18 protein-coding genes are annotated in these 20,280 nt (G+C 42.6%); 6 read left to right on the top strand and 12 right to left on the bottom strand.

Going from position 1 to position 20,280, the window contains the following annotated elements; all coding sequences use genetic code 11:
* The 8 genes from AC1DLM_RS10660 to AC1DLM_RS10625 all read right to left on the bottom strand — a co-directional run bounded on the left by AC1DLM_RS10660 (position 1) and on the right by AC1DLM_RS10625 (position 7,322).
* Positions 1-714, bottom strand: coding sequence for a cytochrome c biogenesis CcdA family protein (locus AC1DLM_RS10660; protein ID WP_441986870.1), 714 nt, complete (start codon positions 712-714; stop codon positions 1-3).
* A 3-nt stretch (positions 715-717) separates the two neighbouring features.
* Positions 718-1,518 carry a metal ABC transporter permease gene (locus tag AC1DLM_RS10655; RefSeq protein ID WP_056614758.1) on the bottom strand — a complete coding sequence of 267 codons (801 nt, stop codon included), beginning with the start codon at positions 1,516-1,518 and terminating at the stop codon, positions 718-720.
* 12 nt (positions 1,519-1,530) lie between these two features.
* Complete coding sequence (locus AC1DLM_RS10650; protein ID WP_441986871.1) at positions 1,531-2,310, bottom strand: metal ABC transporter ATP-binding protein; 780 nt, start codon at positions 2,308-2,310, stop codon at positions 1,531-1,533.
* A gap of 39 nt (positions 2,311-2,349) precedes the next feature.
* Complete coding sequence (locus AC1DLM_RS10645; RefSeq protein WP_477569923.1) at positions 2,350-3,264, bottom strand: metal ABC transporter substrate-binding protein; 915 nt, start codon at positions 3,262-3,264, stop codon at positions 2,350-2,352.
* A 176-nt stretch (positions 3,265-3,440) separates the two neighbouring features.
* Positions 3,441-3,866, bottom strand: coding sequence for a hypothetical protein (locus tag AC1DLM_RS10640; protein WP_441986873.1), 426 nt, complete (start codon positions 3,864-3,866; stop codon positions 3,441-3,443).
* A gap of 127 nt (positions 3,867-3,993) precedes the next feature.
* A complete protein-coding gene (gene metG, locus AC1DLM_RS10635; protein ID WP_477569922.1) occupies positions 3,994-5,994 on the bottom strand; it encodes a methionine--tRNA ligase in 2,001 nt (666 codons plus the stop codon).
* Positions 5,995-6,401: 407 nt separating this feature from the next.
* A complete protein-coding gene (gene yidD / locus AC1DLM_RS10630; protein WP_216626085.1) occupies positions 6,402-6,626 on the bottom strand; it encodes a membrane protein insertion efficiency factor YidD in 225 nt (74 codons plus the stop codon).
* A gap of 105 nt (positions 6,627-6,731) precedes the next feature.
* A complete protein-coding gene (locus AC1DLM_RS10625) occupies positions 6,732-7,322 on the bottom strand; it encodes a transposase (protein WP_441986875.1) in 591 nt (196 codons plus the stop codon).
* A gap of 1,215 nt (positions 7,323-8,537) precedes the next feature.
* Here AC1DLM_RS10625 and AC1DLM_RS10620 point away from each other — a divergent pair.
* From AC1DLM_RS10620 to AC1DLM_RS10610, 3 genes are all read left to right on the top strand, one after another.
* Positions 8,538-9,179 carry a DsbA family oxidoreductase gene (locus AC1DLM_RS10620; RefSeq protein WP_477569921.1) on the top strand — a complete coding sequence of 214 codons (642 nt, stop codon included), beginning with the start codon at positions 8,538-8,540 and terminating at the stop codon, positions 9,177-9,179.
* 76 nt (positions 9,180-9,255) lie between these two features.
* Entirely contained in the window at positions 9,256-11,349 is a 2,094-nt protein-coding gene (locus AC1DLM_RS10615; protein ID WP_441986877.1) for an LTA synthase family protein, read from the top strand.
* Between the two features lie 57 nt (positions 11,350-11,406).
* Positions 11,407-11,787 carry a YmaF family protein gene (locus AC1DLM_RS10610; protein WP_441986878.1) on the top strand — a complete coding sequence of 127 codons (381 nt, stop codon included), beginning with the start codon at positions 11,407-11,409 and terminating at the stop codon, positions 11,785-11,787.
* A 1-nt stretch (position 11,788) separates the two neighbouring features.
* Here the strand turns inward: AC1DLM_RS10610 and AC1DLM_RS10605 are convergent, their stop codons facing one another.
* The gene (locus tag AC1DLM_RS10605) at positions 11,789-12,700 is read right to left on the bottom strand and encodes an aldose 1-epimerase (RefSeq protein ID WP_441987050.1); all 912 of its coding nucleotides are present in this window, start codon (positions 12,698-12,700) and stop codon (positions 11,789-11,791) included.
* 83 nt (positions 12,701-12,783) lie between these two features.
* Positions 12,784-13,704, bottom strand: coding sequence for a lysostaphin resistance A-like protein (locus tag AC1DLM_RS10600; protein ID WP_477569920.1), 921 nt, complete (start codon positions 13,702-13,704; stop codon positions 12,784-12,786).
* Positions 13,705-13,851: 147 nt separating this feature from the next.
* On the opposite strand from AC1DLM_RS10600, the gene AC1DLM_RS10595 reads away from it, so the two are divergent.
* Positions 13,852-15,201, top strand: a complete 1,350-nt coding sequence (locus tag AC1DLM_RS10595; RefSeq protein ID WP_477569919.1) for a sensor histidine kinase — start codon at positions 13,852-13,854, stop codon at positions 15,199-15,201.
* A gap of 26 nt (positions 15,202-15,227) precedes the next feature.
* Positions 15,228-15,938: a response regulator transcription factor gene (locus AC1DLM_RS10590; protein ID WP_441986881.1), complete on the top strand. Its 711-nt coding sequence runs from the start codon at positions 15,228-15,230 to the stop codon at positions 15,936-15,938.
* A gap of 4 nt (positions 15,939-15,942) precedes the next feature.
* Here AC1DLM_RS10590 and AC1DLM_RS10585 read toward each other — a convergent pair whose 3' ends face one another.
* Positions 15,943-16,809: a YitT family protein gene (locus AC1DLM_RS10585; protein ID WP_441987051.1), complete on the bottom strand. Its 867-nt coding sequence runs from the start codon at positions 16,807-16,809 to the stop codon at positions 15,943-15,945.
* Between the two features lie 208 nt (positions 16,810-17,017).
* On the opposite strand from AC1DLM_RS10585, the gene AC1DLM_RS10580 reads away from it, so the two are divergent.
* Complete coding sequence (locus AC1DLM_RS10580) at positions 17,018-19,135, top strand: LTA synthase family protein (RefSeq protein ID WP_441986882.1); 2,118 nt, start codon at positions 17,018-17,020, stop codon at positions 19,133-19,135.
* Positions 19,136-19,258: 123 nt separating this feature from the next.
* Here the strand turns inward: AC1DLM_RS10580 and AC1DLM_RS10575 are convergent, their stop codons facing one another.
* Positions 19,259-20,278 (bottom strand): Gfo/Idh/MocA family protein, encoded by a 1,020-nt coding sequence (locus AC1DLM_RS10575; RefSeq protein WP_441986883.1) that lies wholly within the window; start codon positions 20,276-20,278, stop codon positions 19,259-19,261.
* Positions 20,279-20,280: the final 2 nt, after the last annotated feature.

Below are 20,280 nucleotides of genomic sequence, written 5' to 3'. Positions count from 1 at the left end.
CTAAAACTTTAAGAAATCTGGTGTAATGGAGTTCAACCAAAGGGTGATTTGCGTCATTTTACCTGTATAAAGAAGAATGGCGATGACGATCATCAAGCCTCCACCAATTTTCATAAGTAGGTTGGAATAGCGAAGAATCCATTTGGTTGAACCGATGAAAAAGGAAAGAACGAAGAAAGGAATCGCGAATCCAAGCGAGTATGAAGTGGTTAGTTGAAACCAAGTTCCTGGTTCAGTTGCCGCCAAAGCAAGAATGGCTGACAGAATAGGCCCAACACATGGTGACCAGCCTGCTGCAAAACCCATACCAACAAAGACTGAGCCAATATATCCAGCTGGTCGAAATTTGATCGACAGTTTGCGTTCTCTCATTAGCCATTGCGGTTGAAAAATACCGAGTAAAAATAATCCCATTACAAATATTAAAAGTGCAGCGAATTGACGAAGCAAGTCCCGATAGTCAATAAAGAAACTGCCAACAAAGCCTGCTGTCAGCCCTAAAGCATAAAAAATAATGGAGAATCCAACGATAAAACTTAAGGTGTGTAGCATGGTTTGACGTCTAACTTGTACAGTTGTTCTACCTGACTTAAGTTCACTGACCGAAATACCTGTTATGTAGGATAAGAACGAAGGATATAAAGGCAAACAACAAGGTGAAATGAAAGATGCTATACCCGCCCAGAGGGCGATCCATACATTAACTGAATCCATGACTTATATCCTCAATCCTCTTTTTAAAATAATCCCAATTAAAATAGCGATAAGGCTCAGCACAACTGTCCCTCCTGGTGCCAGATCCCAAATCCCAGCTACAACAAGACCAACGATGACAGCAATTTCCGAGAATAAAATCGCTAAGAAAACGGAATGTTTGAAGCTACGAGCAATTAACAGACTGCAAGCGACTGGAATTGTTAACAAGGAGGAAACCAATAAGGCGCCTACAATTTTGATAGCGACTGAAATGACAAGTGCCGTCAGCATTGTAATCATCATATTATAAAATTTCAAAGGAAGTCCACTTACACTCGCTGCATCCTCGTCAAAAAACATCAAGAAAAATTCTTTGAAATGAAAAGCGATTACTCCGATAACTAAAACACATACAACAAGTACCACCCATAAATCAGTGGAATCTAGTGTATAAATACTGCCGAACAGGTAGCTCATGACATTCATATTAAACCCTTTGCCAAGGGTAAAAAGTAATGTTGCCAACGCAACGCCACCTGACATAATAATGGCTATGGAGAGCTCAGCGTAGGTTTTATATGCCTTGCGCAGTCGTTCTATTGCAAATGAGGCCAATAAGGCGAACACAAGTCCCACACCTAGTGGGTACACATTGATCAAGAAACCGAGTGCTACGCCAGCAATCGAAACATGAGCTAGCGTGTCCCCTATCATAGATAGACGTCTTAGAACAAGAAAAACGCCCATTAATGGCGCAGTTAGCCCGATCAATAATCCACCTATTAATGCACGTTGAAAAAAGTACTCTGTAAATATGTCCAAAACGCCCGCTCCTTACTGAACTCCGATCATCTCTCGAATCTGGCCGAGTGAATGGGTTAGATTCGTCTCACGGCAATCCTCGGGATCATGGGTATGCTTCACATAAAACTTGATGCCTCCGCTCACTTGCTGCGGCTCTGTTCCCAGATACGACTGAATCATGTCCATATCATGAGAAACCATAATGAAAGTCATATGATGATGCTGGTGCATATGCTTGATCATTCGGAAGAAACCGATCTGCGTTTCGGCATCAATCCCTACCGTAGGCTCATCAAGAATGAGCAGCTCCGGGTTGTTCACAATCGCACGAGCTAAGAAGGCTCGTTGCTGTTGACCTCCAGAGAGCTGGCCAATACGACGATCGGCTAGATCCTCGATGCGCATCGCCAGCATCGCGTCTTCAGCTTTTTGCAAATCAGCTTTAGAGAGTCGGCGATACACGTTCTTTTTGGTATACATGCCAGAGAGAACTACCTCCCTAACTGTTGCTGGGAATAACGGATTGAAGGCATTCTTCTGTGGTACATAACCGATTCGTTCCCAGTCCTTGAATTGACTCAATGGACGATCAAACAATCGGATTTCTCCACTAGTTGGTTTCAATAGGCCAACTAACATTTTCAGAAGTGTCGTCTTACCAGCACCGTTAGAACCAATCACACCAACAAAATCACGCTCAAACACATCAAACTGGAGATTGTTAATCACTGTCTTATTTTCATATGAAAATGAAATCTGATCGATTGAAACGATTTTCTGATGGCATAACATTTTATTACTAGTATCCATCTGATTACCCCTGACTTACTAAGAATGGTCCTACTTCCTTTATTGTAACGCTAGAAGTAGGTTTTTCAAGTTTTTGTCCATAATCGAAATATAATCTTCGCCTGCATCAATTTGCTTTTCGGTTAGACCTTCTAGTGGATTAAGTACGAGGGTGTTCACCTTTGCATCTTTAGCTAACGTTTTTGCCAGCTTATCCGAGACAAGTTCCTCAAAGAATATATATTTGAGCTGATGCTCTCTAATAAAGGTGTTGATTTGTTTGAGATCTTGCGCTGTTGGCTCTGCATCCGGTGATAAACCCATGATGGACATTTGAGTCAAGCCGTAGTCTCTACATAGATATGCAAAAGCATGATGAGATACAGCAATTTCTTTTTTTGTAGTAGTAGCAAGTTCTTTTTTGTATCTAGCATCTAACTCCGATAATTTAGCGTTGTATGTCTGATAGTTTTGCTCATACGCATCCTTATGAACTGGATCCGCTTCGATTAAAGCCGTTTTAATATTATTAGCCATTTTCTGTGCATTTAACGGGCTTAACCAAGCATGAGGATCAAATTCTTTTTTATTATCATCTGTTGTGATCAAATTAGCACCTTGACTTGCTTCTACGACGCGCACTTTAGATGTACTTGATAGACTTCCTAGAAAATCTTTTACCCAACCTTCAAAGCCTGCGCCTTGATATACGAAAACTTGGGCCCCTGACATATTTTTGATATCCCTGCTTTTTGGAGACCAGTCATGTGGCTCCACGCCAGCCGGGACAAGATTTATTACATTTACATAATCGCCACCAATTTGTTTCGTGAAATCATATAAGGGATAAAAACTAGTCACAACATTCACTTTTCCCTCTACTAATCCAGCTTTCGAACTGCTGCAGCCAACAATGCAGCAAGCAACAATTAACAATAAAGCTATGTAAATATATCGCTTCGCATGTCTTGTCATTTGAATAAACACCCACTCTAAATCGTAATTTTTTTTATTAACGTTTTGATTATACGAGGTGGGTTTATTGAAGTCAATATATCTGGAGAGGAAAGTCAAAAAAGCCAGCTGCAACGTTCACAGCATGGCCATTTCTAATTCAACTTTGATTTCCCTATATTTTAATGCGAGATTGATTATTCTTCAGATCCTCCAGAATCGCTTGAATTTCCTGAATCACTCGAGTCTCCGGAGTCCCCAGAATCACCTGAACCTGAATCGCCAGAGCCTTCTTTCCCAACTTTAGCTTCTTTGGCTTTTTGTTTTTCCTCGCTGCTACCTTTTATTGGTTTGTCTGATTCTTCTTTCAACTTCTTATAACGCTCTTCCGATTCCTTAATGAGTTTAGCATCCTGCTCTTTTTGATATTTGATCACTTCGTTGTACATCTGATACTGCTTTTTCAGTTCTTGATCAATCACACTCTCATTTTTAGCATCAGCTTGTTTTTGTTTTTTTTCTTCTTCCTTTTTCTTCTGGCCTCCACCGAATAACGAACAAGCTGATAAAGTGATGATCAATATTACTAGAGTTATCCCTTTTCCTATACGTTGTATAAGCATCTTATTCACTCCGTGGTTAGTTTCCTTTAGCTTGCCCTTTGTCGTCAAAAATACCCTTAACATAGTCACAAAAAGCAAAAGACCCTTTCCCAGAAAATCTGGGAAAGGGTCTTTGTGCATAAAGCTATTATTTCACGATCGCACCGTTCGGCATTGAATCTGGAACGGTCGCTAGCGTGAGCTGATCGCCATGTGAAGCGGCGAGAATCATACCTTGAGACAGCTCGCCGCGCAGCTTCGCGGGCTTCAAGTTCGTGACGCAAATAACTTTGCGTCCAACAAGATCATCGGGCGTGTAGAACTTCGCGATGCCCGAAACAACCTGACGCTGCTCATAGCCGAGGTCGAGCTGCAGCTTAAGAAGCTTTTCGGCGCCTTTCACAGGCTCCGCCGAAATCACTTGTGCCACGCGCAGCTCCACTTTGCCAAAATCGTCGATCCCGATTTCTTCTTTTGGCTCCGGCGTTGGCACAGAAGCAGATGCAGCGGACGCTGGCGCTGCAGCTTTTGGTTCTTCGGTGCTCTCCGAAGCACCGCCACCCATGGCCTCGACGATGTAGGCGACTTCTGCCGCTACGTCGAGTCTGGGGAACATCGGCTCTCCCTTCTGCACCTTGGTGCCTGTAGGGAGATGCCCAAAGGACTGCACGCTCTCCCACGCAGTCAAGCGCGGTAAATCGTCCGCAGCTAAGCCTAGCTGCGCCCAGATCAGTTCTGGTGTCTTCGTCAAGAAAGGACGAAGAAGAACAGAAGAGATGCGCTGAGATTCCGCCAGCACATACATGACCGAGCCTAGCGTATCACGCTTGGCTTCGTCTTTCACCATCGACCATGGCTGTGTTTCGTCGATATATTTGTTCGTGCGGCTAATCATCTGCCACACCGCGGATAGCGCGATGGAGAACTCCATTTTCTCCATGGATTCCTCATACTTAGCTACAGTTGTACGAACTGTCTCCAACAGACTTTCGTCAAATTCAGTAGCTCCGGGAATATAGGCAGGAATTTTACCTGCAAAATACTTATCGATCATCACAATCGTACGATTCAATAAATTCCCCAAATCATTAGCTAGATCATGATTTACACGTTCCACAAAACTCTCAGGAGTAAATGTACCGTCTGCTCCGAATGGCACTTCACGCATGAGGTAATACCGAAGTGCATCCAAACCATAACGATCAATAAGTGTAACAGGGTCCACAACATTCCCCTTGGACTTGGACATTTTGCCATCCTTCATAAGCAACCAGCCGTGGGCAAATACTTTTTTCGGCAGAGGCAAATCAAGCGCCATTAACATAATCGGCCAATAAATCGTATGGAACCGCACAATCTCCTTACTCATTAAATGCACATCTGCTGGCCAATACGTTTTGAAAATCGTCTCATCATCAGAACCATAACCAAGTGCTGTAATATAATTGGAAAGAGCATCAATCCATACATAAATGACATGCTTTGGATCTCCAGGAACTTTAATTCCCCAGTCAAAAGTCGTTCTCGAAACTGCCAAATCCTCTAAACCTGGTTTAATGAAATTATTCAACATCTCATTCTTACGTGATTCCGGTTGGATGAAATCAGGGTTCTCTTCATAATATTGAACGAGTCTATCCGCATACTTACTCATCCGGAAGAAATAAGTTTGCTCCTTCATCTTCTCCACAGGACGCCCACAATCAGGACATTTTCCATCGACTAACTTACTCTCCAAGAAGAAAGATTCATCTGGAATACAGTACCAACCTTCATACTCACCTAAATAAATATCACCTTGATCAAGTAAACGCTGAAAAATCTTAGTTACCGCATCCTTATGTCGATCTTCCGTTGTACGAATAAAATCATCATAAGAAATATCCAGTTTCGCCCAAAGTTCTTTAATCCCAGAAACGATATTATCCACAAAAGCTTGTGGTGTTGTTCCTTTTTCTTGCGCCTTACGTTCAATTTTCTGACCATGTTCATCTGTACCTGTTAAATACCTAACATTATAGCCTTGTAACCTTTTGTAGCGCGCCATTGCATCTCCAGCAACAGTCGAATATGCATGCCCAATATGCAGCTTGTCACTTGGATAGTAGATCGGTGTGGTAATGTAAAATGTTTTGGATTGTTCAGACATTTTTCGTTCCTCCAATAGCGGTTAGTTGAAAACACAAAAAACCCTCATCCATCTTGGGACGAGAGTTGAACTCACGCGGTACCACCCAGGTTCCCCCGCCTTTCACAAGCTCGGGGCTCAGTAAGTCTATTACGACTTGCCCATTAACGCTGGGACACGAGACCAGCTTACTCTCTGGCAAAGTTTGTGTAAGCACTGGCTATACACTCTAATGCTGAGTAGCTCGAAGGCCTATTCTCCGGGACCATATTCCAAACATTCTCCTATACCGGCTTTCACCTACCCCGGCTCTCTGTTCATAGGCATCTGATTGTACTTATCCGTTCATCGAAATAAACAATATTTAGCATCTTAAGCACAATATATCGAAAAAAACAGCCTCATGTCAAGCCGACAGATTCACTATATTAATTTCCGCTCTTTGCTGGCACATGATCCACACCACCTGGGTGAAAAGGATGGCATTTGCAAATCCGTTTCACGGATAACCAAGAACCTTTCATAGGTCCGTGAACCTCAATGGCTTCTAACGCATATTGCGAACAAGTTGGATAGAATCGACATGTTGGGGGTTTGAGCGGCGAAATAAACTTCCGATAAAAATGGATAGGGGCTTGCACAACCCTTTTCATCAGTATTCTCCTAATTCTTTGTAAAGTTGTAACCAACACTACCATCTTGACTGAAAATAAGGATCCCGTCAAATCCTCTTACTATGACTGTGACTTCCAACTCCTTTAGAACTGAAAACACTTCAGGAATCTTGAATATAAATGAATGGATACAAAAGTTTTCATCACTGATTGCTGCGTAAGTTTAGATAATTTGACTTCTATATATGTTTTGAGATCAAATGGATCACACCAATTATCGATGATTTTCGGCATAGGAAACTTTGATTTAGTTGATTCAGAGCGAATAGCCTTCCTTCTCAATTTACGCAATGCAAGTAATCTGCTCTCTTCAACCTTAATTGCAAAACAAATTTTATCAATCAACAGCTTAGCACTTCTATAGTTAATATCCAGAATCTCTGCTAATCCGTATCCAGTAACTTCAACACCGCTCATACATATAAGCTGGATAGCTTTGAACCAGGTTAACAAGGAAAGTTTAGATTTATGCATAATTGTACCCGCGGTTATCGAAATCTGCATTCTACACTCTTTGCACTCCAACAATCTACGAGTACGAATTTGAAAAGCTTCATGGTGATCACACCGAGGACAATGAAACCCATTAGACCAACGCAAGTTCATAAGAAAATCCTCACACGCCACTTCTGTTTCACAAGTTGACGCTTCACTAGCAAGTGATTTAATATTCATCGCCTCTCAACCCCTTACGAGAACCTATGTTCTATGTTTTTATTATATCAAACAAACGTTCGTATGTATATGTTTTTTATAATATTTTCCATATACAGTGTCGTTGTCTAGAGGCTATATATTCGCAATAAAACAAATTCTGTGATATGTACAAGTTAAAATACAAGGAAGTTAAAGGAAGTTAAAGGAATTAAATAGGAAAATAAATAAGTAAATAAAGAAATATGCAAAGAAAAAACATAATAAATATATAAGTAAAATATTTAGTAAAGTTATAAAGATATTTTGACAGAAAGACAGAAAGACAGAAAGTCAGAAAGATAGATAGAAAAATAGAAATAAAAAAAATAGAAATAAAGAAATAAGGATTTAAGGGGATTTAAGGTTCTAAAGAATTATGGTTCAAAGGTTCTAGGGATTTAGGGATTTAGGGATTTAGGGATTTAGGGATTTAGGGATTTAGGGATTTAGGGATTTAAAGAAGAAATAAAGAGAAATAAAATAGCTTAGAAAGCACATTTCAACCCGCCGTACTGCGACTTGTAGATAGCACAGAATTTATATTTTGGCGGGATACTCCCCCCTCCCAGATACTAGTGATAATATGTTGGTTTAAATTTTATGCTGCTATCTGTTTTTAATTTAATCGATTGTAGATATTACAGATTCGCATGAAAAAAAATCAAGAGTAGTTTAGCAAAAAATTTTGGTGATGCGTCAGTATGGTTTCGGGGGGCAGGGCTTGGGGCTTGGGGCTTGGGGCTTGGGGCTTGGGGCTTGGGGCTTGGGGTTCGGCGATCGGTGTTCAGGGCTTGGGATTTGGAGGTTGGGGTTCGAGGTTCGAGGTTCGGGGCTCGGGGTTCGGGGTTCGGGGTTCGAGGTTCGGGGCTCGGGGTTCGGGGTTCGAGGTTCGAGGTTCGAGGTTCGGGGTTCGGGGTTCGGGGTTCGGGGTTCGGCGATCGGCGTTCAGGGCTTGGGATTTGGGGGTTGGGGTTCGAGGTTCGAGGTTCGAGGTTCGGGGGGGCGGAGTTGTGTAACCGAAATGGGCGCAGTGTGTCGTTCTTCTGATGTTTGAGCTCTCTTGATAGGTCAATTTATTTGAATTCTGTTCGTATTGCAAGTTAGATATCGGTTTGTGTTACATGGTGACATTTATTATCTTTGGGTTATAATGTTGAATGGAGCTAAAGCAATGATTGAAGGAGTTTATTCGAGATGATAATTGAGATATTTCAAGATTTAGTCTGTCCTTGGTGCCGGATCGGGAAGAAGAATTTGATGGATGCGTTAGAAGATTTTACAGCTGAACCTGTAGAACTGCACTATCGTGCGTATCAACTTGATCCTTCGACACCCGTGGAAGGTGCAGATTTCGCGACACTTATGCGTACTAAATTTCGTGCTGATGAAAGCAAACTGCAAGCAATGCACCAACAAGTGACTCAGGCTGGACAGGCATCAGGTTTACATTTTGATTTTGGGCAAATCACGAAAATGCCAAATACGTTAAAAGCGCATCAGCTCATTGCGATCGCACCTGAAGAAGTCAAACAGCAGCTTGTTGACGACTTGTTCAAAGCTTATTTTGAGGATGGAAAAGATATTGGTCACATCGACTTTCTACTTGAAACTGCAAGTCTGCATGGCATGGATCCGCATCAAACTCGTATTCAACTTTCAGCTAAAGAAGGGCTGGAGCAGGTTGAAGATGACCTTGCTTTTGCCAGTCAAGCCGGCGTAACAGGGGTTCCCTTTTTCGTAATAAATCGTAAGTATGCATTAACAGGTGCTCAACCCGCAGCTACGTTTCTGCAAGCGTTAGAGCAAATTAGTGCAGTGGGTTCGGACGAAACATGATCTAAGGTTCAATATCGCCCGGCATCTCCACGTGGAGAGTCGGGTTTTTATAAGCTGATAACTAGGAGTTTTACGAATGACTATTTTACTGAAGGCACTCAAGCAGCTGCCTACTCGCGCAATGATTTTTATACTTCCTTTTGTATTGATGTGCATGGTTGAATTTTTGGAGAGGGGTACTTATAAGGAATTTCATCATTGGATCACAACGTATCCTTTGGCCATGGTGCTTGCTTATTTCGTTGTTGGATCTTTGTATTTGTTTCTTATTGCTATTACTGGTCGTTCTAGGCTGTCGTTTTGGCTCCTTTGTGCCATTTTGTTGCCCCTTGGGGCGATTAGCGGCAGTAAGTTAAAGGCTATTGGCGCACCTTATTATCCATGGGATCTTTATTTTAACAACCAACTTATGGAGTACAAGAAGTTTTTGAGCGAATACTTTAATAATCGTATTGTTGGTTATACCATGCTGTTTATCGTTATTGTTGCTTGTCTGTTTCACCTCATTTTACGCAATCGCAAAATGAAGTTTCATTGGATCGAACGCAGTGTTTACGGTGTAATCGCTGTTGTAATCGCAACTAGTTTGTACGCGGATAAGCCCCTTTCGTTTACTAAACTATATGGGGTTTACACGGTTCCTTGGGATCAAACGATTACCTATGATGAAAATGGTTATTTGTATGCTACAGTTCAGATGCTTAACTTTTTACATGTAGCGAAACCAGATGGTTATAGTAAGAAAGCAATTACGTCTCTTCTGGATCAAATCCCAGAAAAACCAGCTACAAATGATAAAAAACCAAATATTATCGTTTTGCTAGGAGAGTCCTTTTTTGATCCAACGATCATGAAAAACGTCACTTTTAGCCGCGATCCGATTCCGCATTTGCATGAGTTACAAAAAAAATTCACTGGCGGCAACATGTTATCTCCACAATTCGGGGGTAGTACAGCAAATGTTGAATTTGAGGTTTTATCAGGGAACTCAATGCGTTTTTTCGGAAAATCACCTGATAAAATCATTCCCTATATCGAATATATGAATCACGGTGTTGACTCCTTAGCAAGCATTACAACAAGACAAGGGTACACGGCAACCGCGATTAATCCATTTTTCAGTTATTTCTTTGATAGCAGAAAAGTGTATAAGCATTTCGGGTTTTCCCGATTTATCTCAAGTGAATATTTCCCGAATGATTTCTCAGGACCCAATTATGCGGATCATGCTGTTGTGAACAAAATTATTGAGGAAACAGAAAAAAGTGCTGGACCTGATTTCATTTTTGCTAATACGATGGAAAATCACCATCCTTACCCTCCCAATAAATTCAATACAAATACGATTCAGGTTACTGGTGATATTTCGGCAGAATCGAAAAGTATTCTAGAAACTTATGCACAAGGTATTACAGCTACGGATCAGGCTCTGCAATCTTTGGTTGATTATTATTCGAAAAAGTCAGATCCGACGATTATTTTGTTTTTCGGGGACCATTTCCCTTTCTTTGAGGAAGATTATAAAGTATATCGTGATGCCAAATATGTGGTGCCTAATGACCCCGATCTGTATACGAAAACACATTACACGCCTTTTGTCATTTGGAATAACTTCGTACCTGCTGATCAAGAGAAGCTGAATTTATCTTCAAGTCCTTCTTTTTTGGGGCCGATGCTGCTGCACTTGGCAGGTGTAAAGGGAAGTTATTATACGGATTATTTATATGAATTATCAAAGAAAATACCTGTCATTCCTCCGCAAGACATGTGGTCGTCATTTAACATAAAGGCGAGCGATCTCGCGGATTATGAGAAGATGCAGTATGACAATCTGTTTGGGGCCAGATACGGCTATGAAGCTAAAGGCTACAAAGACACGATAGTACAACCTAAGTATACGTTAGGATACGGTGATCCTATCATTTCAAAGGTCACGATAGCAGACAAAAAAATTAAAGTAACGGGTTCACCATTTTTCTCGTCCTGTAATGTGTATATTAATGGGCAGGAAGTCAAATCTAATTTCGATGGAAAAGATACGCTTTATGTTGATATCGCTTCGAATCCTGTGATTGAATTAGGTAAGCCGCAACAAGTTGAAGTGCGCGTATATGATGATAAAAAGATGAAAATCGGTCAATCAAATCTTTATCCATTGCCATCGTCATGACAAAAGCCCCCTATGAATAGGATGAAGCATATCCTACTCATAGGGGGCTTTCGTGTGATGAGGAGCATTCCACCAGCTCACGTTCATTTCTTCACAACGGTAACTTCGGAAGAATTAGGGCACCATCATCTTTTGCGTCTGTATACTTTCAATGTAAATGGTACTTCTTACGACCAACATGTCCATCAATATCAAGGTATTTCAGGGATAAAATATGGTCACTATCACACTTATTATGGCACTACAGGCCCGCCCATTCCTGTAGAAAACGGAGCCCATATTCATTTACTGCAAGGCGTTGTGGACCCTAATCTATATAACACTGGAAGACGAGGTGCGCTTGCAAAATCCGCTCAAATGGAAGGGATCATTGTAGAGCTCCATCAACATGCCTATCAAGGTTATTCCACAATAGGGTTTGGATATGAACCTTGGTAGATTACTTCGTTTCTATATGAATCGCCCAATGGAAAGTAAAAGTCTCACCTGGCTCCAAGCTTTGAGCACCTGAGATTTCAGCAGGATAGGATTCATTGAACACGTTCATGATGCTCGTGTACGGTTCAAGTGACACTGCGTTGCTCCATGGTGCTGTGAATAGAACGTGAATTGGGAATTTGTCCCCCATTTCAAAGATAAGTTTCGTGTTGCGAGCCTCATACGCAATCTCGCATACTTGAGCCCCAGGCGCGATGCTAAGCATCTGTGAACCGCCAGGATATCCTGGCAACGAGGAAACCTTCTCGCCGCTCTGTAAGGCAGCTGTGAGCGCCGTCGGCACAGGTTCCCCTGCCGCAAACCCACCCGTGGACAGCAGCCATTCTGCCGCCGTGGGAATAGTTACCCGCACGCGGTCGGCTTCGCCCTCCGCGAACGCGAAGTACGGGTGAAAGCCAAGAGAAAGCGGCATGGTATTGCCGCCTCGGTTGGCGATTTCACCGCTGAGCGACAGTGTACCGTCCTGCAGACGGTACGTAAAGCGGAAGCATGCGGCGTGTGGGAAATACGCCAGCATGTCCGGTGTCTCCGCGATGTCAAACTCCGCGGAGACGTAAGCCCCGCCAGCAGCGTCTGCGCCGCTGGCAACGACCTTCCACGCCCGCTCGCGCAGCTGGCCGTGGGCGTGATCAGGCTCCCGATTCGCCGGGAGCCGATATTCGCGGCCACCGAAGGTGAAGGCCGCATTTCTTACACGGCCCGGCGGGAACAGAATGGGCACGCCGTAGCGCGAGGAATTGACGCGAAGCTCCGACAAGTCGTCGGGCTTCGCGATGTAGCCATGGTTCCGCACATCGAAGCGGAACAGGTGTAGACCGACGGCCGGAATGATTTCGGCCACCGCCTCATTCATGTGGTCGACGAGTTTGAGCGTCGACTCCCCTTCCCATTCACTATGTATAACTTCATACTGGCTCACAGATGAATCCCCCTATTTTAAATGTTGTCTTTCAAATTAGGTTGCATTGTATGGCTATAACGATTACGGGTTTGATAATAGTTATAAATCATTATGATGCCAAGTACAAGAATAAAGCTCGTAATTAAACTTCCTTCTGCCCCAAAAGCTCCACCAGACACGAAAATAGCACCTTGCGTTTCTGTCGCAATGAATGACGACATTGGAATCCCTGAAACATCAAAACCGAACACACATCCCTGCATGAAATTCCACGCTAAATGCAGTCCTATTGGCATCCATAGACTCCCTGTCAACTCACGACATAACCCCATCAATAGGCCTGCCAATAGGATATTGATAAAAGGTAGCGCTGTCGTCCACATCCCTGGATTAAAGCTATGCAGGAGGGCGAAAACAATCGTCGACACCCCTACAGCTATTTTCGGGCCGAAACGGCTTTTCACAAGACCCTGTAAATACCCGCGCGCAAATAGTTCTTCGTTGATCGCTACCCCAATAAAGAGAAGAAAGCTCCCGCCTATCGCAGTTCCCTTCGATAAACTCCAATTCACCTGCACAAAATGGATGCCTCCGAATAACCATATCACTAAACTGCTAAGGGTTATCAGCACGGCCCCCCAGAGAAAACCTTCTCCGAACCGACGGGCGAACTGAACAGTTTGCAGCCCTAATTTCCATCCCTTTTTCCGCTCAAATATATAAAAACCCAAACCAACACCAGTTATGAAACCTACAATCTGTGCCCATAATGAGGCTTTAATAAAAAAGGGATTACTCGTAACAGCTTCCATACTCACGATAAGATCAGGATTTAACCTCACGGCAAGTACAGCTGCAGCTATGGATAAAATGACCGTGATGACGATGATGAAAATGAGGGTTAGCAGTACTTTACCTACAATCTGAAGGATTGGAAATGATCTTCTCTTCTTCACTTCAATATCGGCTCACTCCTTTCGTATATCAACAATTCGTGAACCTATGCCCAAATCCTCCCATTTAATTAGAAAGGAAACTCTTGTGCAAACGATTGCGTCATGCCACAATAAGACTATCTATTGACATTACCTAAGGGGGAACATATGCTTTTTGTCCTATTTGCCCTTTGGTTCATCGCATCAGGACTACTTATTGTAGATCCCGGTTCACGTACCATGCGCTGGATGAGCGCAGTGGCTTTTACAGGCGGTTCTGGCGCGTTAGCAGCTGTCATATCCGCGGATATCATCCCCTATTTTCAGGTAACTTCACCAAACCCATCACTAAGTGCATTCTTTTATCGTGTGATGAGTATCTGCTCCTTGCTTTCCTATTACGGCTTACCCTACGCTTTCGCAATGCTATCATTAGCCTATCATTCTACTTGGCAGAAGCCACTCTTGCGTACATGGTTACCGCTTATTTTGCTAGTACCGCCTATTGCTTGTCTGATCTTATTACCAGGGTATACCGAAGAAATGCCCATAGAATTCCGCGTAGTCGCGACCTGGGCCTTCCCATACATCCTCATAGGTACCTTACTGATTGCACTCAAAAAAGAACATCTCCCAGCCATGCGGCGAACACATTTGTTCACCTGCCTTGCACTTTTTCCGCCCATGCTTTGCGTTGGCGTGCTGAATTATGTCATGCCCAGCTTCGGTTTCTATCGATTGTGGATCTATCATGTGTGGATTTTGGCCTTTGTGGTCCCTTTCTTTGTATTTACGTTTTTCAAATACGGCTTTCTTGGTATCCGGCTGCTCATTGAGCGCCGCAAATTGGATTCCACGCTCCGCGCCATTACGTCTGGTACGGCCATTCTTAACCATGCCATCAAAAATGATGTAGGAAAAATGCGGTTATTTCTGGAGAAGATGAACCAACACGCAACAGACACAGGTCAAACCGAGCTTATACAGGACATTCATGTCGTCATGAACGCCTCCAGGCATATTCAGGATATGATTAGCCGTGTACATGAACAAACACAAGAATTGCCTCTGCGTATTTCACAGGTTGACGTACGCCAGTTGCTGCAAGATGTGCTAGAATCCCTTGATGTCTATTTAGGAAAGATCCGAGTACATGTTGAGTTGCCTGATCGGCTCGAACTTCAACTTGATCAGATCCAAGTCACTGAAACACTAACGAACATTCTTATGAATGCCATTGAAGCGATGAGCAGCGGCGGGGAGCTTTTTATTAAAGCTTTTTCAAGCAAAAAAAATATGGTCCTAGAAATTAAAGATACAGGTATGGGTATGGAGAAATCCGTCCTCAAGCAAGCTGTAGAACCTTTCTATACAACAAAAAGCGGCAATCGGAATAACTTTGGTCTTGGTCTAGCTTATTGCTATAGCGTCATGAAAAAACACGGTGGTAGTTTGGAAATTAGCAGTGAACCCGGTAAAGGCACAAGTGTCTATCTGACATTTCCGGGACAGCGTTAGACTTGCAGAGGAGAGGAAGTATCGGAATGGATTCAATTCGCATACTCATCGTGGAAGATGATCTAGACTGGCTGCGCGGCCTGACGGATTATTTGAATCGTCAAGGAGATATGACGGTCGTGGATAGCCGATCTACAGCAGAAGAAGCTCAAGCGTTATTTGGGAATGCCACACCTTCCGCTGATGTCGTACTTATGGATATTATGCTTCAAAATGAACCCGCGGGCATAAGTCTTGCGGAGCAAGCCTTCTTATCTTGGGGAGCCAAAGTCATCATGTTAACCTCGATGGAGGAAAAGGATTTCATTTTCCGTTCCTTTCAGGCAGGGGCAATCGATTATCAAATTAAGTCGCGTTTCGAGGAGCTCCCAGCCATTATTCGGGCGGCACATGCGCGCCAGTCCGCGATTAATGCAGCTGTTTCTGAGCAAATGCGCGAGGAATTCCGTAGACTTAAACGGCTGGAACAGCAATTCAAGATCAAAGAAGTGAGGGATCTCATCACCCCAACGGAGCTTCAAGTTCTTGATATGATCGATCAAGGCCATACGCAGACGGAAATTGCGAACCGCTTCTTCATTTCATTACGAACAGTGAAAATTCATGTTGGGCATATTTTGAAAAAACTCGGAAGCCCGAGCAGCAAGGATGCTGCTCAGCAGCTAAGAAATTTAGGCATTTTCGAGCGAGGTTCTTCACAAAAGGATAAAGAAATCAAGAAGGAGAAATCCGATTAGTGGTTTAATGGATATCTTTCTTCTTGAATCTTCCGCCTTTGACATCGTGGATATTGCCAACTGCAAGAAATGCTTTGGGGTCAAGTCCATCCACGATGGATTTCAACTTGGCTTCTTCCAACCGTGTAATCACACAGAAGATGACTTTCTTGTTATCTCCAGAGAATCCGCCTTCACCTTCTAAATAAGTGACGCCGCGTCCTAAGCGATCCAGAATTGCTCCGCCAATCTCTCTAAAGTGGTCACTAATAATCCATACAGACTTCGACTCATCGAACCCTTCTATGGTGACATCAATCATTTTATAAGCGATAAAATATGCGATTAACGAGTACATGGCACGGTCCCACGTATAGACAAACCCTGCACTTCCAAGAATGAATAAGTTGAAAAACATAACGATCTCGCCGACCGAGAACGGAATTTTTTTCGAAACGAGAATCGCAATAATTTCTGTACCATCCAATGATCCCCCGAAACGAATAACCATTCCCACGCCAATACCAAGAATGATCCCGCCGAATACTGCGGCTAGCAACGGATCGTTCGTAAGTTCTTTCACAGGATGAAGCAAGGCTGTACCTGCCGACATAACAAGAATAGCAAAGAGGGTAGATAAGGCGAAGGTTTTACCAATCAATTTATAACCGATGAATAAGAAAGGGATATTTAATAATGTCAAGAACACACCAATTGGACCTTGGGTCAAATACGATAAAATGATCGAAATTCCCGTAATGCCTCCATCAATAATTCGATTAGGCACTAAAAAAATTTCCAACCCAACAGACATTAAAACGGCACCAATGAATAAGAATAATCCACGTCGAAAAAACGCACTTTTTGTCATTTTCCGGTGTTGTAGCTGCATAACTGCTTCTCTTTTTAGTTGCATTTGTTCTTTAGCCATACGTGATCCCCTCCTAACTTATATCCTCTTTATAAGTATTCTTGATATAGCCACGATTTTCCTGCAATCAATCTATTTTTCATAGAGATACCATCGAATAATGTCGAAAGGCATGGTATAATATCAGGTATTCAAAGGACTTTTAACTTATTTTTGTACAGGAGAATCTATGAAACAACACATTGAACGATTGTTATTGGTAATTCGGCCAAGACTACCACTTTTACTTCTTGCACTAATCCCTGTTCTGATCATGGAAATCTTGAGCCGTGGGAACTACACTGAAATGATGTCTTGGAGCTTCAAGCATTTTATAGAGCTTCTTTTCAACGAATGGATCGTAGTAAGTCTTCTATTGTTATTCGTTGCCATCATAGGGCGAACTCGAATCGCGTATTGGGTGATCGCCGGTTTCCTCATTATTTTGGCCCTTATTAGTGGCGTAAAGCTCAAAATTCTAGGCGTGCCTTTGACGCCATGGGATTTAGTCGTAGCTGGCGAAGCCTCGGATATGGTGAAATATTTATCTAACATTTTGACTTTTAATGTCTTATCTGTCATTCTCCTGTTCCTTGTTGGCAGTTATTTCATCCTCTACCGTACAACCATGTTTATTAAAAAAGCAGCCTTAAAAGAACGTGCAATTCTTGCTGGAATTGGTTTAGTTATGTTTCTAGCTGTTTATACGGATCTGCCTTTGCCTGTTCAGAAGTGGTTTGGCATCGAAGCCGCAGTTTGGAATCAGGTGCAGAACACCAAAACAAACGGATATGCGCTTGCAACAGTACTGAATACCAAAGAAATGTTCTCAAATAGCCGAGAAGGTTATAATGATAAAGCCGTTGAAGCTATCGTGAATGCATCTCCGACGCCACCGATTAAAGCGGGAGATTCCTACACAAAACCAATTAAACCTAATGTTATTGTTATTTTAAGTGAAGCTTTCTGGGATCCAACCCTTATCCCCGGCGCGAAGTTCGACAAAGATCCGATTCCTTTCTTCCATAAACTACAGAAGACTGGAACGAGCGGAACGATGCTTTCACCTCAGTATGGCGGTGGAACAGCCAATGTGGAATTCGAAGTTCTTACAGGCAACTCCATGCGCTTCTTACCACAAGGCTCCATTGCCTATAATCAATATATTTCAAATGAAGTCGATTCATTAGCGAGTATTTATGCACGTCAAGGTTATACTTCGACTGCGATTAGCCCCTTTTATAATTGGTACTTTAATAGTAATAAAATCTATCAAGATTTCGGCTTTTCCAAATATATTCCGATTGAGTATTTCAAACCGACATACTCTGGGCCTTATATTGCGGATAGCGAAGTTGCTGCTAACATTATTCATGCAACTGAGCAAAGCGCAGGCTCTGATTTCGTGTTTGCGAACACAATGGAAAATCATTTTCATTTCTACCCTGGCAAATTCCCGAAAAATACGTTTAACGTAACAGGCAACTTCTCCGCTTCCTCGGTTGGTATGCTTGAAACGCTTGCTCAAGGTATTAATGGGTCGGACAATATGTTGAAGCAATTAGTGGAATACTACGAGAAAAAAGGCGAGCCTACGATTATTGCATTCTGGGGCGATCATCTGCCAGCGCTAGGTGATGATTACGCAACGTATATTGACACGAAGTATATTAGTGGTAAAGATGATCCTGATTTCTTGAAAAAAATGTACAGTGTACCATTGGTCGTATGGAACAATTTCGATACAGAACGTAAAGACAATTTGAATATTAGCCCTTCCTTCTTAGGTCCATATTTAATCGAATTATCGAAGCAACAAGGCAATTATTATACAAATTTCTTAACGGAATTGGCTAAAAAGTATCCAGTCATCCCGCCTAAGGATCATTTTGCTGAAATGAATATTAAAGAAAGTGATTTGAAAGATTACGAAACTTTGCAATATGATATTCTCTTCGGAGATCGACACGCTTATAAGAACTATTTAACACCGATCATCGATCCGAAGTACATGCTCGGTTTCGGTCCAATTAGCCTAGATAAAGTGGAAGCCGACTCACAAGATATATCAGGTCGCACGAATTTAACACTTACTGTCTCCGGTAATAATCTTCCCCCACTGGGTTACGTAACTTTGAACGGGAAAGTGATTCCGACGACTTGGAAAGACGAGCATACGGTTACCGCATCAGTGGAAGGAACTTTACTTAAAACAGGACTTTGGGATATCCAAGTACAGGTTAAAGACTCCAAAGAAACGATTGTCGGCAAATCGAATTCGGTTTCCATCGATATTGGTGGACGTTAAAAAAAATATTGCCAGTCCCTAATTCTCACTTTGAGAATTGGGGCTTTTTCTTTTTAACATGCTGATGAAAATAAGTAAGAGCTCATCCCGTTATAGGATGAGCTCTCGTTACTAATCTATAAATTAAAGATTAATGATTTTACCAGTCGCTTCGGATTCGAATGCTGCCAGAATCACTTTCAATGCTTGGTAACCCTCTTCGCCAGAAATGCGAGGCGGTTTGTTATCTAGAATGCTAGTAACGAACTCGCTGATAACTCCGCTAGATGTTTGTTTCTCATTCGTTGCTACTTGACCTACCTTGTAACGCTCAACTGTACCATTACGAAGCTCAACGATTACTTGATCGTTAGGGTCTGTATCAATTTTGATAACACCATTCTCACACCATAGAACGGTGGAGTTGTCTTGACCTTTGTAATAAGTCCAGCTTGCTACTAGGGAACCTGTAGCTCCACTTTTCATACGAAGCAAGCAAGTCGCATTATCATCAACGTCTGTACCCTCTTTGTGAAGTGTACCAACGAATGCTGCTACCTGAGCAACTTCATCATCAAGCAACCAGCGGATAAGATCTGACTTGTGTACGCCTAGATCGCCCATAGCGCCCATAATGGCTTCTTCCTTACGGAAGAACCAGCTCTCACGACCATCAATGCTCCAGCCCTCAGGACCTGGGTGACCGAACGATGTACGGAATGTAAGAACTTTCCCAAGCTTACCTGACTCCAAGATTTCTTTCGCTTTCACATGTGGAGGCATTAGACGTTGGTTGTGACCAACCATCAAGAATACGCCATTTTTCTTAGCAGCTTCAATCATCGCTTCGGATTCAGCAGCTGTAGTGGCCATTGGCTTTTCAACTAGCACATGCGCGCCAGCATTAGCCGCGGCAATGGAGATTTCAGCATGAAGGTAGTTTGGTGTACAAACGCTAACAGCATCAACTTTCTCAGCTTTTAACATGTCAACATAGTTGCTATAAGCTTTACCGCCATGCAATTCAACGTAGTGCTGAGCTCTTTCAATGATCGGATCAACGAATGCAACTAGCTCAACATTTGAATTGTTTGCGTATTCTGGAATATGTCTATGTTTGGAAATGGAACCACAGCCAATGACGGCTACTTTAATTTTACTCATGT

The organism is Paenibacillus sp. 01T442, assembly GCF_056398345.1.
The sequence above is the reverse complement of the archived record's forward strand: the minus strand, read 5'-3'. Positions and strand labels throughout refer to the sequence as shown.

What these genes read in the sequence shown, in the direction of transcription:
- yidD (WP_216626085.1), bottom strand. Translation starts at nt 6,626, where the DNA reads ATGAAAAGGGTTGTGCAAGCCCCTATCCATTTTTATCGGAAGTTTATT.
- AC1DLM_RS10605 (WP_441987050.1), bottom strand. Translation starts at nt 12,700, where the DNA reads ATGAATGAGGCGGTGGCCGAAATCATTCCGGCCGTCGGTCTACACCTG.
- AC1DLM_RS10660 (WP_441986870.1), bottom strand. Translation starts at nt 714, where the DNA reads ATGGATTCAGTTAATGTATGGATCGCCCTCTGGGCGGGTATAGCATCT.
- AC1DLM_RS10640 (WP_441986873.1), bottom strand. Translation starts at nt 3,866, where the DNA reads ATGCTTATACAACGTATAGGAAAAGGGATAACTCTAGTAATATTGATC.
- AC1DLM_RS10595 (WP_477569919.1), top strand. Translation starts at nt 13,852, where the DNA reads ATGCTTTTTGTCCTATTTGCCCTTTGGTTCATCGCATCAGGACTACTT.
- metG (WP_477569922.1), bottom strand. Translation starts at nt 5,994, where the DNA reads ATGTCTGAACAATCCAAAACATTTTACATTACCACACCGATCTACTAT.
- AC1DLM_RS10620 (WP_477569921.1), top strand. Translation starts at nt 8,538, where the DNA reads ATGATAATTGAGATATTTCAAGATTTAGTCTGTCCTTGGTGCCGGATC.
- AC1DLM_RS10590 (WP_441986881.1), top strand. Translation starts at nt 15,228, where the DNA reads ATGGATTCAATTCGCATACTCATCGTGGAAGATGATCTAGACTGGCTG.
- AC1DLM_RS10585 (WP_441987051.1), bottom strand. Translation starts at nt 16,809, where the DNA reads ATGCAGCTACAACACCGGAAAATGACAAAAAGTGCGTTTTTTCGACGT.
- AC1DLM_RS10625 (WP_441986875.1), bottom strand. Translation starts at nt 7,322, where the DNA reads ATGAATATTAAATCACTTGCTAGTGAAGCGTCAACTTGTGAAACAGAA.
- AC1DLM_RS10575 (WP_441986883.1), bottom strand. Translation starts at nt 20,278, where the DNA reads ATGAGTAAAATTAAAGTAGCCGTCATTGGCTGTGGTTCCATTTCCAAA.
- AC1DLM_RS10650 (WP_441986871.1), bottom strand. Translation starts at nt 2,310, where the DNA reads ATGGATACTAGTAATAAAATGTTATGCCATCAGAAAATCGTTTCAATC.
- AC1DLM_RS10615 (WP_441986877.1), top strand. Translation starts at nt 9,256, where the DNA reads ATGACTATTTTACTGAAGGCACTCAAGCAGCTGCCTACTCGCGCAATG.
- AC1DLM_RS10610 (WP_441986878.1), top strand. Translation starts at nt 11,407, where the DNA reads ATGAGGAGCATTCCACCAGCTCACGTTCATTTCTTCACAACGGTAACT.
- AC1DLM_RS10580 (WP_441986882.1), top strand. Translation starts at nt 17,018, where the DNA reads ATGAAACAACACATTGAACGATTGTTATTGGTAATTCGGCCAAGACTA.
- AC1DLM_RS10645 (WP_477569923.1), bottom strand. Translation starts at nt 3,264, where the DNA reads ATGACAAGACATGCGAAGCGATATATTTACATAGCTTTATTGTTAATT.